Source organism: Microbacterium sp. C5A9 (genome assembly GCF_022627955.1).
GTDB lineage: Bacteria > Actinomycetota > Actinomycetes > Actinomycetales > Microbacteriaceae > Microbacterium.
On record NZ_JABXGD010000001.1, the window covers coordinates 391,183 to 405,315 of the forward strand.

14 protein-coding genes are annotated in these 14,133 nt (G+C 63.2%); 7 read left to right on the top strand and 7 right to left on the bottom strand.

What is annotated here, in order from left to right; translation table 11 throughout:
- Position 1: 1 nt before the first annotated feature.
- Positions 2-820, bottom strand: coding sequence for a pyruvate, water dikinase regulatory protein (locus tag HWD99_RS01745; protein ID WP_241794514.1), 819 nt, complete (start codon positions 818-820; stop codon positions 2-4).
- A gap of 197 nt (positions 821-1,017) precedes the next feature.
- Between HWD99_RS01745 and HWD99_RS01750 the strand changes: the two genes are divergently transcribed.
- Both HWD99_RS01750 and HWD99_RS01755 read left to right on the top strand, forming a co-directional pair.
- The gene (locus HWD99_RS01750; protein WP_241794515.1) at positions 1,018-1,443 is read left to right on the top strand and encodes a PAS domain-containing protein; all 426 of its coding nucleotides are present in this window, start codon (positions 1,018-1,020) and stop codon (positions 1,441-1,443) included.
- A 20-nt stretch (positions 1,444-1,463) separates the two neighbouring features.
- A complete protein-coding gene (locus HWD99_RS01755; RefSeq protein WP_241794516.1) occupies positions 1,464-2,237 on the top strand; it encodes an MBL fold metallo-hydrolase in 774 nt (257 codons plus the stop codon).
- A gap of 50 nt (positions 2,238-2,287) precedes the next feature.
- Here HWD99_RS01755 and HWD99_RS01760 read toward each other — a convergent pair whose 3' ends face one another.
- The gene (locus tag HWD99_RS01760; protein ID WP_241794517.1) at positions 2,288-3,622 is read right to left on the bottom strand and encodes an MFS transporter; all 1,335 of its coding nucleotides are present in this window, start codon (positions 3,620-3,622) and stop codon (positions 2,288-2,290) included.
- A gap of 612 nt (positions 3,623-4,234) precedes the next feature.
- Entirely contained in the window at positions 4,235-4,999 is a 765-nt protein-coding gene (locus HWD99_RS01765; protein ID WP_241794518.1) for a sulfite exporter TauE/SafE family protein, read from the bottom strand.
- Positions 5,000-5,123: 124 nt separating this feature from the next.
- Between HWD99_RS01765 and HWD99_RS01770 the strand changes: the two genes are divergently transcribed.
- The 3 genes from HWD99_RS01770 to HWD99_RS18640 are packed head-to-tail and all read left to right on the top strand — an operon-like array spanning position 5,124 to position 9,541.
- Positions 5,124-6,431 carry an MFS transporter gene (locus tag HWD99_RS01770; RefSeq protein WP_241794519.1) on the top strand — a complete coding sequence of 436 codons (1,308 nt, stop codon included), beginning with the start codon at positions 5,124-5,126 and terminating at the stop codon, positions 6,429-6,431.
- Positions 6,428-8,899 carry a beta-glucosidase gene (locus HWD99_RS01775; protein ID WP_241794520.1) on the top strand — a complete coding sequence of 824 codons (2,472 nt, stop codon included), beginning with the start codon at positions 6,428-6,430 and terminating at the stop codon, positions 8,897-8,899. Before HWD99_RS01770 ends, HWD99_RS01775 begins: the two co-directional genes overlap by 4 nt.
- Before the next feature lie 12 nt (positions 8,900-8,911).
- A complete protein-coding gene (locus HWD99_RS18640; protein ID WP_308220668.1) occupies positions 8,912-9,541 on the top strand; it encodes a TetR/AcrR family transcriptional regulator in 630 nt (209 codons plus the stop codon).
- Between the two features lie 165 nt (positions 9,542-9,706).
- Here the strand turns inward: HWD99_RS18640 and HWD99_RS01785 are convergent, their stop codons facing one another.
- Positions 9,707-10,216 carry a hypothetical protein gene (locus tag HWD99_RS01785; protein WP_241794522.1) on the bottom strand — a complete coding sequence of 170 codons (510 nt, stop codon included), beginning with the start codon at positions 10,214-10,216 and terminating at the stop codon, positions 9,707-9,709.
- Positions 10,217-10,317: 101 nt separating this feature from the next.
- Between HWD99_RS01785 and HWD99_RS18745 the strand changes: the two genes are divergently transcribed.
- Together HWD99_RS18745 and HWD99_RS01795 are read left to right on the top strand one after the other, a co-directional pair.
- Positions 10,318-10,503 carry an antitoxin VbhA family protein gene (locus HWD99_RS18745; RefSeq protein WP_374205442.1) on the top strand — a complete coding sequence of 62 codons (186 nt, stop codon included), beginning with the start codon at positions 10,318-10,320 and terminating at the stop codon, positions 10,501-10,503.
- 500 nt (positions 10,504-11,003) lie between these two features.
- Positions 11,004-11,294 carry a hypothetical protein gene (locus tag HWD99_RS01795; protein WP_241794524.1) on the top strand — a complete coding sequence of 97 codons (291 nt, stop codon included), beginning with the start codon at positions 11,004-11,006 and terminating at the stop codon, positions 11,292-11,294.
- A gap of 129 nt (positions 11,295-11,423) precedes the next feature.
- Here the strand turns inward: HWD99_RS01795 and HWD99_RS01800 are convergent, their stop codons facing one another.
- From HWD99_RS01800 to HWD99_RS01810, 3 genes are all read right to left on the bottom strand, one after another.
- The gene (locus HWD99_RS01800) at positions 11,424-12,245 is read right to left on the bottom strand and encodes a metallophosphoesterase (protein ID WP_241794525.1); all 822 of its coding nucleotides are present in this window, start codon (positions 12,243-12,245) and stop codon (positions 11,424-11,426) included.
- A complete protein-coding gene (locus HWD99_RS01805) occupies positions 12,245-12,634 on the bottom strand; it encodes a hypothetical protein (RefSeq protein WP_241794526.1) in 390 nt (129 codons plus the stop codon). The genes HWD99_RS01800 and HWD99_RS01805 overlap by 1 nt, the downstream gene beginning before the upstream one ends.
- Before the next feature lie 313 nt (positions 12,635-12,947).
- Positions 12,948-14,123 carry a hypothetical protein gene (locus tag HWD99_RS01810; protein WP_241794527.1) on the bottom strand — a complete coding sequence of 392 codons (1,176 nt, stop codon included), beginning with the start codon at positions 14,121-14,123 and terminating at the stop codon, positions 12,948-12,950.
- Positions 14,124-14,133: the final 10 nt, after the last annotated feature.

Below are 14,133 nucleotides of genomic sequence, written 5' to 3' on the forward strand. Positions count from 1 at the left end.
GCTAACGCAGGTTGAGGGTTTGAATCACGACGGCGGACATCTCCTCGACGCTCTTCGCTGAAGAGTTGAGGAAGGGGATGCCTGCGCTGCGGTAGAGATGCTCTGCTCTGCGGATCTCTGTCGTGCACTGGTTGAGGCTGGCGTAATGAGATTCGGGCCGACGCTCATGTCGGACCTGGCTGAGTCGCTGAGGCGTGGTGGTGAGGCCGAAGCACTTCGACGAGAATGGGCGGATCCGGGGAGGCAGGTCGTCGCTCGGTGGATCGTCATCGGTCAGTGGATAGTTCGCGACGTGCAGTCCGTGCTGGAGCGCGAGGTACATGGAGGTCGGCGTTTTTCCGCACCGACTCGGCGCGATGATGATGACGTCCGCGCGGTCTAGCCGGCGCAAGCTTTGACCGTCGTCGTGCTCGATGGTGTATTCGATGGCTTTGATCCGGGTGAAGTACCGGTCGGTGTCAGCAAGAGAGTGGTACCGACCCGATTCTGGTGTTGCGGACGCCCCAAGCGTCGCTTCGATGCTGGTCAGATGCCCGCGGAGCAGGTCGATAAGAACGGCCGGAACGTTCGCGAGGGCCAGACCGATCTCCGGATTCTTGGCGGTCATGAAGACGATTGGAGGGGGACCCATCTCCGCAGCCGCATGTACGAGCGCAACGACGGCGGCCGCCTCCCGTAGCGTCTCGACGAACGACACAGTTCTTCTGACGAACGCGAAGCCCGGGAAGTTGGAGAGCAAGGCGTTCCCCAAGGTCTCCGCGGTGATTCCAGTGCTGTCGGACACGAAGAACACCGCTCGGGGAGCGGAGGACTCGGCCATGGGATCACCTCGCCACCACCGTCGCTGAACGGCGATCCGAGGGTATGTGCGCAGGGCACGCGTTCGCTATGCGCCTTGTGCATCGAAGCCATTCAGACCGGGGGTACGAAATCTGCACTGGAGGCGGCGACCCGATCCGTATTGACTTTCCGCACTGCCACATCGAGGTGGCCTCTGCCATGACAGAAAGGCTCAGTATGACAACGTCCGTCCAGCCGCCTGACTTCGAGCGCCTGTTCAACGCCATCAACGCCCAGTACATCGCCGTCGACCCGGATCTACGAGTGGTTGCGGCGACCGATTCATTCCTCGCCGCAACCTTGAAGGAGCGTGCGAGCTCCGTGGGGAAGCACATTCTCGAGGTCTTCCCCGATAACCCGGACGACCCGACCGCGAACGGCACGGAGGTACTCCGCGGTTCCCTCGAAGAGGTCCTGCACACTGGTCAATCTCTGGTACTTGCACCCCAGAGGTACGACATGAAGCGCTCAGACGGCACATACGAGGAGCGCTACTGGCAGCCCCACAACGAACCTGTCTTTGACGACGACGGAAACGTCATCTACGTCCTCCACGGTGCGGAAGATGTCACCGCGCAGACCCTGTCCGAACGCAACAGTTGAACCCTCCCGAGGAGCATCACATGTCCACTTCAGTCACTCTCGTCGGCGGGCCCACCGCCGTGCTCAGCATCGGCGGTGTTCGGATCATCACCGACCCGACGTTCGATGCACCGCAGACCTACCACCACCCCATCGCTGGTCCGGTCGTGAAAAACGCAGCCCCCGCTTTCACGCCCGAAGAGCTCGGCCAGATCGACATCGCGCTCGCGTCCCACGAGCACATCGACAACCTCGATGTCAGCGGTCGCGGCTTCCTGACGATGGTGCCGCTCGCATACACGACGGAGGAGGTCGCTGCGAACTTCGGACCGAACGTCGTCGGGTTGGCGGAGCACGATTCCCGCACTGTGCCTCTCCCGGACGGTGGGGAGTTGACCATCACAGCGTTGCCGGCCAAGCATGGCCCGGAAGGAGTGTGGGAAGCGCTGGGGCCGGTGATCGGGTTCCACTTGGCCGGGCCGGGGCTCCCGACCGTTTACGTCAGCGGCGATAACTCGCAGATGGATGTCGTGGACGATATCGTCGAGCGCTATGGCCCGGTGGACATCGCTGTGCTGTTCGTCGGCGGCGCGAAGTTCGATGTCATCGCTGACGGAAGCTACATCACTCTCAGCAACGAACGGGCGCTCGAGGCGGCTCAGCGGCTTCAGGCGAAGAAGGTAGTCGCCATTCATGAGGACTCCTGGGCGCACTTCAGTCAGAGTGCTTCGGAGATCAAGGAGCTGTTCGAGCAGGCCGGGTTGGGCGAGGTCATCGTGGCGCTGAATCCAGGCGACACTGCGGAACTCGTCTGATTCTGCCCGGGGTGCCCGGTCGGTCTCCCACCGACCGGGCACCTTCCTGTCTACGAATGCACCCTTGCCTCTGGCGTGCGCACGCCGATGGCAACGATGATGGCCCCGACGAGCATGAGTGCGGCGGCGACGATAAACGCCGTTCCGTTGCCCGCGGACGTTGGCGTGAGCGCTTCAGCTTCTGAGGTCGCGGCAGCTCCAGCTGACGCGGCGGTGAAAACGGCCAGGCCGAGGGCGGCGCCGATCTGCTGCGCGCTGTTCACCAGGGACGACCCGACGCCTGCCGTGCCCACGGGGAGGTCACGTACTGCGGTCAGTGTCAGGACGACGAAGGCGGCACCGAGACCGAGTGCTGCGAGGAAAAGGCCGATAGCAATGTGCGGGAAGTATGCGGTGTCCGGCTTGATGGCGGCAAGCGAGAATAGTCCGCCAGAAGAGATTACGAGACCTGCAGCAGCGAGGAGGCGGGCAGGAAGTCGCTCGGCCAACTTGCCGCCGATGACGCTGGCGATGATGACCCCAAAACTGAACGGTAAGAACGCCAAACCTGTCATCATCTGGCCCATCCCTGCGACGTTCTGGAAGTACAGGGTCAGTAGGTAGAAGGTGCCCATGAGACCCGCGCCGATGAAGAGCACCACAACGTAGGAGACACTTCGGCTGATGTCGTGAAAGACGGAGAGCGGAAGCATCGGCTCCTGGCGGGTGCGCTGCATGATGACGAATCCGACGAGAAGGCCACCACCGACGATGACCGAGATGAGTACGGGTGGTGCTGCCCAACCCATTTCGCTCGCCTGAGTGATTGCGAGAACCAGCGATATGAGGCCAAGAGTTCCGACAACGGCGCTGGGAATATCGAGCCGCTGTCGGTGAGGGGGCGTTGAGGGAAGCAGTCGCGTTCCAATCAGGAGGGCGACCCCAACCGGGATGTTGATGAGAAACACCGACCGCCATCCCAACGTGGATGCGAGTATTCCGCCGAGGAGAACGCCGCCGATGATCCCAAGGCCCGACATCGCTCCGTACGCCGCGAACGCCTTGTTGCGTGCGGGGCCTTCGTCGAACGTGGTGGATATCAGGGCGAGCAGATTGGGTGCGGCCATCGCCGCGCCCAGGCCTTGGGCCGCGCGAGCGATGATGAGCGCTTCGCCGCTCCAGCTGAGCCCGGCAACTGCGGATGCTGCGATGAAGATGGCTAGGCCGATGGCAAGGACCCGGCGGCGTCCGAAAACGTCGCCGAGTTTTCCGCCGAGCAGAAGCAGACCGCCGAAGACCAAGATGTAGGCGTTGATGACCCACGGGAGGGCCGCCGGCGCGAGAGAGAACTCCGCTGCGATTGCGGGTAGGGCGATATTCGTGATGGTGTCGTCCAGGACCAGCATCAGCTGGGCGGTAGAGATGACCAACAGGGCCGCGGGGTGGGGAGGGGGTGTCGGGTGGTGTGTCATTTCAGAGCCAGAAGTAGTGAGTTCGAGAGCCGCGCAGGGTGGTGAGGTGGTTGGGATCGGTCGTGAAGGGCGACGGTGGTGGATAGCGCTTTGCGCGTGATGTCAGCGTCCGTTTCGTCTGTACGTGCTGCATCGACGACGAAGTGCTTCATGTGGTCGCGAGGAGTCGACTGGGACAGATCGAATACCGCCTCCTGTCCGACGGACGCCGTCCTCATCGGTTGGCGCGGCTACTGCGCGGAGCAGCAAGCGGTGGCGGGCGGATCAGCCTCAAGGGAGCTGGTGAGGATAGGCGAGCAGCAGCCAGAGCTGTTCTGGATCATGGGGAGTGGATCGTGACTGGTCATGCCGGAGTCCTTTGTGGCGGTTGGCTGGTGAAGGTGCTGCGGTATCACGCGGGTGCTGGGGAACCACGAGGATTCCGAACGAGCGAACGCGCAATACCCCGGATGGGTATCTCAATGAACACTAACACCATACCCCCGGGGGGTATGCAATCTGAGGATCCGGGCGCAGTGGGCGGGCTCGCGTCTTCGGAATCGGCCCCTAGTGCGCGGTCACAATTCCGATGACCGCCTGGATTGCAGTACCGGCGCCTGCGAGGAGGACCAGCGTGGCGAAGCAGATGCGGAGGACCCGCTCGGGGAGGCGGCGTGCCACGAGTGCGCTCGCGAACGCGACAATGACTGACGGAATACCGAACGCAAGAGCGATGGCCCAGTCTGGTTGGGTGACCGACGCATGTGCAGCGATGCCGGCAAGCGCGTTCACCACCGTCACAACCAGCGATGTTCCGATAGCCAATCTCAACGAAAGTCCGAGGAGTGCGACGAGTGCAGGGACGGTGATGAAACCGCCGCCCACGCCGAGCAGCCCGGTGAGGAACCCCACCGCTACGCCGACTCCCAGGGCGCGAAGAATCCACAGCTTCGGACGCGCCAGGCGGTCGTCGCCATTTTCACGACGACCTCGGAGCATCTGTGCGCCCGCGACCAGCATCAATGTGGCAAAGCCTACGAGCACGATCTCATCTGGCAGGAGGGAGCCGATAAACGTGCCTGCGAACGCTGCAGGTATGCCGCCGACAATGACGGCGCCGGCCGTCCGCCAGTCCACTCCGCCCCGAAGTCTGGGGATGATCGCCCCCAACGGAGCGAGAGCGCCCATGATGAGCGAAGTTGATACGGCGGTCGGCAGTGGGACGCCGGCGATATAGATCAAGGAAGGAACGGCGATGATTCCGCCTCCGGCGCCGACAAGGCCGGTGATCGCGCCGACCAGGGCGCCGAGAGCTGCAACGGCGTAGATCATTTGGGTGCACTCCTCCGGACCTCGATATGCCGCACGGTCGTAGTTGACCGCAAGCGGACGTGGTCATATCATCAGTGTACCGACCGAGTGCTCGGTCGGTACTTCTACTCAATGAGGAGACCACGTGTCCAATGCCGAACCCCCCATCACGCGCACCGCGTCGCCCCAAGCGGACGAACGACACGCAGCACCCCTGATTCCCGCCCCGACGCAGCGCGCGACGTGGAAGGTGATCTCCGCAATGATCGCGGCGCGCCTCGGAATCATGCTCACTGTGCTGACCCCGCTCACTGCCGGACTCACGCTCAAGCTTCAAGAGTTGCTGCCCGCAGACCAGGTCGTTGGGACGCTCGGCACCATCACGTCAATCGGGGCGCTCGCTGCCCTCCTCTTCGATCCGATCTTCGGCCGTCTCAGCGACCGCACCACGGGACGTTGGGGCAGGCGTCGCCCCTGGCTCGTCGTCGGCTCAGTAGGTGTCGTTCTCGCTCTTATCATCATCGGCGTCGCCCCGAACACTCTCATCGTTGGAGTCGGTTGGGTTCTCGCGCAGATGCTTGCTAACGCCGCCATCAGTGCTCATACAGCGACCATCGCCGACCAGCTCCCACCGATGCAGCGAGGCAAGGTCAGCGGCGCCATCGGTGTTGCCCAGCAAGCCGCTACTCTCGGTGCCGCCTATGCCGCGCAGTTTTTGAGCTCCAATATCCTGCTGCTGTTGCTCATCCCGGGAGTCATCGGTGCCGCCCTCACCGTGCTCTATGCTTTTGTTCTTCCTGACAAGGAGCTCCCGCACCGCCCGCGTAGTGAAGGCGGGCTGCGAACCATTCTCCTGACGTTCTGGGTGAACCCGCTGCGTCACCCGGACTTCGCGCTCACCTGGGCATCGCGGTTCCTCCTGGTGCTCGCCAACTTCATGTTTGTCACGTTCCGCCTGCTGTGGATTCAGCACGAGTTCGGTTTGGATGCTCCCACGGCGGCCGGAATCATGGCGACCGGCGTACTCTGCTACACGATCTCGCTGGTCGTGGCGGGGCAGTTGGCTGGGTGGCTTTCCGACAAGACGAAGCGCCGCAAGCCCTTCATTGTTGCGTCCGCCCTCATTTTCGCGGCAGGAACCTACCTGCTGGTCCATGCCAGCGAGCCCACGGCCTTCTTCTGGGCAGAAGTTGTCCTCGGAATCGGATTCGGGATCTACGTCGCGGTAGACCTGGCCCTGGTCATCGACGTCCTGCCAAACCCGGACAACGCAGCCAAAGACCTCGGCGTGTTCAACATCGCCATGGCTGGCCCGCAGGTGCTTGCCCCCGCCGTGTCCGCGTTCCTCATCGGAATCGGTACCGGCCAGAATTACGACCTCATGCTCGTCATCGCCGCCGTTGTCGCAGTGGTCGGTGCCGCACTGATTCTGCCCGTGAAAGGCTCCAAATGACAGACGCGAACCTCGATTCTCAAATCGATGAGGCTATCGCCGCCCTTAGCCTCGACGAGAAGATCCAGTTGCTGTCAGGGGGTGCGTTCTTCGCTCTCGCCGGGAACGACACAATCGGCTTGGACCCGGTGGTGCTGTCGGATGGCCCGACGGGTGTACGCGGTGAAGTGGTCGTCGGCGGACGGGAGAGCTGCTTGCTTCCGAATGCCAGCCTGCTCGCTCAGACCTGGAACGCCGAGGCTCTAGGCGAGGTCGGTGAGCTCCTCGCCGAGGAAGCCATCGACCAGGAAACGCACGTCGTTCTCGGGCCGACCATCAACCTCCACCGCACGCCATTGGGCGGGCGCCTATTCGAAGCCTTCAGCGAAGATCCTCTCCTCACGGGACTCCTGGCCGCCGCCTACGTGCGCGGGCTGCAGCGCAGGGGGATCGGGGCGAGCCTCAAGCATTTCCTGGGCAATGAATCGGAAACGGAGCGCACCACAGTAAACGCGGTGATGAGCGACCAGGCGTTGCGGGAGGTCTACCTCGCGCCCTTCCAGATTGTGCTGGAAGATGCGAATCCCTGGACGCTCATGGCCGCCTACAACAAGGTCAACGGCACGCCTTCCACCGAGCACAGCGCCTTGCTGGAGGGCGTGGTGAAAGAAGAGTGGGGCTACGACGGAGTCGTCGTCTCCGACTGGTTCGCCACCGGTTCCTGCGTCGAAAGTGTCACCGCGGGGTTGGATCTGGTCATGCCGGGACCGGTGACGGCATGGTCTGAGTCGCTTGCGGATGAGGTTCGCTCTGGAGCGGTCGCGGAGACCGTCGTCGACGAGCACCTGCGACGGATCCTGCTTCTCGCCTCGCGTGTGGGCGCGTTCGGTGAGAAACGCACGTGGGAGAAGGGTCTTCCTGCTCCGGCGAGCGAAGCGCGCTCGACGCAACTCATCAACCTCGCCGCACGCGGCATGGTGGTGTTGAAGAACGATAGCCAGACGCTCCCACTCACCGCCAAGGGCGGAAACATCGCTGTCATCGGCCGACATGGAATCGACACCATCGCGCAGGGTGGAGGATCCGCCCAGGTGCGTCCGCCGCACATTGTCAGCATCGCGGACGGTCTCCGCGCAGCGTTCGGCGGCGAGAACGTCACCGTCACCGACGGGGTAGAGACGCGCATGGTCCTTCCCGCCGCGCCGACGAGCCGCGTCAGTCACCCCATGACCGGCGTTCCTGGTATTCGTGTGCGAGTCTTCAACGATGCGGGAGTAGTCACCCACGACGGGCACTTGGACGTCGCCGAGCTAGAAGACAGCAGAACCGGATGGCTCGCGGACGCTGCACAGATCGAACTCAGCGCTCGACTTCAGGTGGCTGAACCTACTGACCTGCAGGTCGGGGTTCGCGGCCCGGGACGTTGGCACGTTGAGATTGCCGGTCGGGAGGAAGCGTTCGAGATACCGTTCCATGAGGGTCCCGGTGGGGGGTTCTTCCGCCCGCGGAGCCAAGCATTCACCATGAGGGTGAACCCGGGTGACCTCATAGTTGCCACCACCAAGAGAACCGAACTGCAGCGGATTGTCGGGATCGTTGTCGCGGAGGCGCGTCGCAGCCCGGCAGTTGCCATCAGCCGGGCCGTCGCCTCAGCGGCAGCTGCAGACACCGCCGTCGTCGTCGTGGGGAATACGCCTGACCAGGAGACGGAAGGTCAGGACAAGAGCACCCTCGCCCTGCCGGGTCACCAGGATGCGCTCGTCGCCGCAGTGGCGGGACAAGCAAGACGCACCGTCGTCGTTGTCAACGCCGCAACCCCGGTCCTGATGCCGTGGGCGAATCTTGTCGATGCCATCCTGTTCGTGGGCCTTCCGGGGCAGGAGGCCGGGCATGCTGTCGCCGCGGCGTTGCTCGGCGACATCCTTCCCGAGGGGCGGTTGGTCACCACCTTCCCGCAGGCGGACGGAGAAGGGCCGGCATGGACCACCACTCCGGTGAAGGGCGACCTGCGCTACACGGAGGGTGCCTTCGTTGGTCACCGCGGTTGGTATGCGCAAGGCCATGCCCCCGCGTACTGGTTCGGTCACGGGCTCGGGTACACGACGTGGGAGTACACCGAGCCGAGTGTGATCGAACGAGCTGGTGATGGCGCGGCGACCGTCGTAGCAGTTACGGTCCGCAACGCCGGGGACTTCGACGGGCGTGAGACGGTGCAGGTGTACTTGCAGCCCATAGACGAGGAGCAGCCTATCCGGCTTATCGGGTGGTCCCAGGTCGAGCTCGGCCCGGGCGCAGAGGCTCGCGTCGAAGTGGAATGCGATATTCGTCTGCAGCGTCACTGGGATAGCGACGCTGATGCGTGGACTTCGATTGACGCGGGAAGAATTTACGTTGGCCGGAACCTGGGGGATGTGCGGGGTACCCTAGACCTGGCTCCCCGGGGGGCCTTCGAACAGTCGGAGCCGAGTAGCGCCGTCCGAACGATCTGAGGTTGAAATCGCGTGTCCTTTCCATCGCAGTATGCAGCGCCCGTTGAGAAGTCCGCGCCGCAGCGCGACGGGGAGCGCACTCGACAACGTGCGATTCAGGTAGCGGCGGCACACATCTCCGCGAACGGGTTCCACAAGATGTCCATCGCTGCAGTCGCCGTCGAAGCAGGTGTCTCGCAGAGCGGGCTCCTGCACCATTTCCCATCGAAGGCCGCTCTCTTGAGCGCAGTTCTCGATGAGCAGGAGCGCTCGGACAGTGAGTTCTTGTTCGGTGACGGGGAACCGCCGCTGGGGTGGGACGCGTTCGATGCCCTCGTTGCTCTTGCGGCACACAACTCGACGAGGCCGCAGTGGGTTCAACTGTTCGTTCGCATCTCGGCTGAAGCGACAGCACCCACGCATCCGGGACACCCATGGATACGCCGCCATTATGACAGCGTCCGCTCCTGGCTGGTGGACGCCGTCGAGCACGGGAAGGCCAACGGCAGCATTCAAAGAGGCGCTCCCACCCGGCTAATCGTCGAGTCGACTGCAGCGCTTCTCGACGGCATTCAGCAGCAATGGGTGCTCGCGCCCGAGACGGTTTCGATGGTCGATAACGTGCGGTTCCACGTAGAGACGCTGAAGAAGAGCTGGGGCTGACTGACTCCTACGTGCCGTGCTCACGGAGGTTGGTCGGTCACTGCGCGCGACGGCTCTCGAGGGCGTCGCTGGCACGTGTGGCGCTCGATGAGTGAGACACGCGAGACTGGCGTCAAAACGATGTCTGGCGCTGCCTTTCCGCCTCGGTCGAGCGCCAGCCCGCCGTCACCGTCCGCTGAACGTCACGTTCGGCATGCCGCTCTTCGGGAACCAGGACGGCGGTTCGACGCTCAGCGGGAAGTTCGAATTGCCGTGGAACGAACGCTGGTCGACACCATCGTGCTTCGGGAGGGCGTCGAGCGTCGTCACCGGGTTCTTCGTCGAGTCGAGGATGGTCAGGTTGCGGAAGATCTGCTGGGCGATGAACGCGGCGGCGTCCCAGGCGCGGATGCCGTTCGCGTCGGCCAGGTCCAGGATGACGTCGAGCTGTGCCGCCGTGTACTCGAAGCGGAACTCGCCTTCGGTGGTTCGGACGGCGTCCGCGTTCACACGCTCCTCCGACCAGCAGTACTTGTGGATCTCCTCGACGCCGATACCAGGCACCAGCTTTTCGATGCCGACGACCTCGTGCCGAGCGAACGTCATGGCATCGTCCTGCCGGTGGTCGTAGCCGTAGAGCGGCGCCTCTTCGAGGGTGAGGAAGAGGGGGAACGGGGTGATGTTCACTGCGGTCATGGTGCCTCTATGCGCGGCGTTTGTCACGAACGGTGCACCTTTCCGACGTTGGGTTCGGACGTCTACAGTGACCACATGACTTCAAGCGACGGGGAGGGGAAATGATCCTCCCGCCGGAAGAGCAAGAGCGCCGTCGTCGCAGCGTTCAGAGGACGTTCGACGATCTTCGCCTCGACGGCCTTCGTCCCAGCCATGAAGCGCGCGTCGATGCCGAGGACTACATCTCGGGGCGCCGAACGCTCGATGAGCTCATCGAGCGGGTGGTCCAGCGGCACGCCCGTTCCTGAACGCGCAGAACATCCTCGAAGTTGGGTCCGCCGTCGAGCTGGAAGCCCAATCTGCCAAGGCCGGCAAGGTCCTGCCAAGGTGACCTCGGCTGGAGGAAGCCCTACTCCCGACTGGAATCGAAGGGCCCTGCCAAGGCTGCCAAGTAGTAGGTATGTCTGTTAAGAGATCAAAAGTAAGTAGTAGATATAGGGGACTTCACCCAGATTCTCTCTATAGGGATAGCTCCCGCACTTGGTCGCCTTGGCAGCGAGAGAATTTGTCAGCTCTGAACTGGGGTTTTAGGCAAATCGAGCCTTGGCGGACGGCCTTGAAGCCTTGGCAGCGTGCCAAATTACCTGGATTTGCACGAGAGTCGGCGGATGTGCCGCAGGGTAGTAGGTGAAGACGGAGCGCGCCCGTCTTCACTTGACAAGACCACAGAGCGAGAGCAACAACGTGCGAGCGTAAGGTGGACGCTCGGACCGGAGCTTTCGCGGTAGCTACGACAGGAGAGGACGGAATGAAGGGTTCGCGTCTCCTCACCACGCCACATGTTGCCGCCGAGATCAAAAGGTCGCTGGTCGCTGGCGACATCGAATTTGCAGACTGTCTCATCACTGAACTCTTCGGCCACGTCATCAACGCGACGGGCACGCCTCCCCACGGCCAGCTCGACGAGCCAAGACCGACGGGAAGCGGGCAATACGACGTTCTGCTCGCCACGGGGTTCGCTTACGCGCTGGAGCTGCGCGGTCTACCTGCTGAACGGTGGATGCGCGAAGCGCCGGCGTTGAGTCCGGAGTGGCTGTGAGATGGGGACGACGTCGCATCGCCGGGGTTCCGTGCGTTCATCCGGCGCCAGACACCTCCGATGTTCCTCGCCAGAGGGCTCCTTCTCCGTGACAGAGACCTGCGAGTCGCCTGACGATTGCAGGTCGGGTCAGGCCTCCGCTGCCTCTCGGATCTGCCGCAGCGACGGCGTCTCCATCCGGAGTGTCCGCATGTCGAGGAAGCCGAGACTGCCCTGTTGTCCGTCCCGGCCCATACTCGCCACGCGGCGGCCATCGTCGGTCTGACCGCCTCCCGGAACGTGCATGTGCCCATGTATCAACAGCTCCGGATGGTTGATAGCCCACACTTTCCCGACCCGGTGGCGTGAGTTGGCAGATCCGGCGAGAGCGTCATCCGGGAATGCCAGGGGATTCTCCCGGAGTACCGCGCGGACAGCTTTCACCGGCGTAAGGTCGGGTGTCTCGTGAGTGAGCATCAGATCGGCGGGTTCATAGTTGGCAGCGCCCACGAGGGCGGCCTTCGCCTGTGCGTCGGTGATGTCTTCGTCTGGCCACCAGCTCGCGCCGGGCTTGCGCCATGCCTTGTCAACGGAGGAAGCACCGCCCAGCGACAACACCCGACGGCCGCCGATGGTGAGGTATGCCGGCCGCGACAGCAACCACGTCATCGCCGATACTCGCACCGACGAGCCTGGATGAGTGTCAAGCAGGGGAGTGACGAGGTTCCAAGGCTCATGGTTCCCGAGCGTCACGAGGACAGTGTCGATGCTGCTGTCTTTGAATGCGGCGTCCTGGTCCCGCGGATTCATCCACCAGTCCCCGAGCTGGAGGATGGTGGTGATCTCAGGCGCAAGTGTGGACAACGCCCGCGCGAGCGTTCTGACCCAGTGGACGTTCCCGTGCCAGTCGCCGCACACCGCGACGCGCTCATCCGGGAGGTCAAGGTGTGTCGAGTACTCAAGTGCCTTCATCAGCTCCTCCAAGCCGCGGCTGCGTGTCTTGCATCGAGCAGGTCCTTGTCGACCTGCCCGGCTCGAAGCTGCTCAATGGCACTGGGCGCCGGTTCTCCGGTCTCGTCGTCGACGGGGGCGTTCAGCCACTGCGCCCACGTCCATGTCGACGCCGTGCCTGCGCTCAGTGCCTGCAGGACCTCGCCTGAGCCCTTGACCACTCGGCCGTTCCAGACCTGAAACTCTGGGTAGAGAGGTGTGCGTTCGACGGTCGTCAGTTCGAGTAGCTCGAGTGCTACTGCGGATGCGCTCACCTGCTGCGATGGCCATCCGAGCTCGCGCGCGATTGAGTGGGCTATGTAATAAGGACCGACGATGGCGGCCCACGAGTTGGGCTGGTCATCTGTCATCGTGTGAGCTCCTCCTGCGAATCGGGGACTCGTGCGGCGCGCTACGACGTCCTGCGCGATCCGCGAAGTCCGGAGTGTCACGGTTCTCTGAGGTAGAAGGTTGCAGGCCGGGCAAAATGCATCGAATCGAGCGTGCTCACGAGATTTCGGTCACGGTACGGAGCCATAACCCTCGCGGGGTCCACCCACTCAGCAATATAGTCCCAACATTACGTGTTGCGGAATATATTCTGCGCAAGCGTGGCTGCTGCTAAGCATCGCAACGCTCGGGTGACGTCGCGAGTCGACCACTGGTGCAGGACTGACAGTGATGTCAGTCCGCGGCGCTCCTCGAAGTTGGCCATGGTTCACCCGGCGGCCACGGTGTCGGAAGCCCGAAGAAGTCCAGTACGCGCACAGCGTTCGGCTCCGTCGCGATTCTTGTGCCATCGAAAGTGATCCGGTCGCCGACCACATCCAGTCCAGGCAGTGCTTGCTCGGCTCCAGGATGCGCCCAGACGGTCACCTCCACTTCCGCAAGCTTCGCGGGGTGGAGGCGGTTCACGAGCAAGACGCCCGCGACGCTGGTATTCCGCCAGCTTCCGGGGAGCCCGAAATATCCACCGTCCTCGGGGGATAGCTCGTCCTCTGAGCCGAGGTCATTTCCCCAGAAAGCCTGGAGGCTGTGATGCCGGTCCGTGTCGTAGAACGAGGTGCCGAGGGCGATAACGAACGGCGCATCGAGTGCACCGTACTTGTGGTGCTTCACTTCGAGTGCGTTCAGGATGACGCCTGCTCCATCGAACGACGCGGCCGGTTCGTGTGCAAACAGCGCTATCGCCCGCCTTCGCTTCCCTCGAGCTTTCCGGTCGACGGGAAGAGCGCAGAATGTCGCTGACCAGTCGTCGTGCGTCCATTCGAGAGTAGGTGCCGCGGAGAGGAGGTCCACCTCGTCGGGGTTAAGGGTGGCTAGCCACTGTTCGATCTCCCGTCGGAGCTTGGACGCGGCCGGGTCGGAGGCGCCCTGTGTCAATTCCACGAGCCCGATACGAAAGTTGGGGATCTTCGCCTTGTTGATGACGTCAACGAAGCGGTTGAAGCGGGACCTCTCCGCGTCGGTGACGTTGCTCCACCCCGGAGCGATGCACTCGACATACAGCCCAGCGTCATCCTTTTCCGCGTAGAAGTCGGGGTGCCGCGTGGAGTCGCTGAGCATCGGGTGAACCGTGACCTGGTAGCCAGCGCGGAGGAGCATCTCGTGTACGAAGAGTTCGTGGAGCGCGCTATTGAACTGACGGTCGTCCCGAGCCCGGAGTCGAGCGCGGATATCCTTGTACGCGAAATCGTCGACGACATGTGACGCCCAAGAGTCGATGAGGTGGCGGGGATGCTGCCAAAAGTCGCCGCTAACGCGGTTCAGGAACGTGTAGGTGCGCTCTGTGCTATGTCGTGGACTGCCATCCGTGCGTTCGACGGAATCGAAGACAGGCTGCCTGTCCGAGGCGTGCATGGGGTCTCGT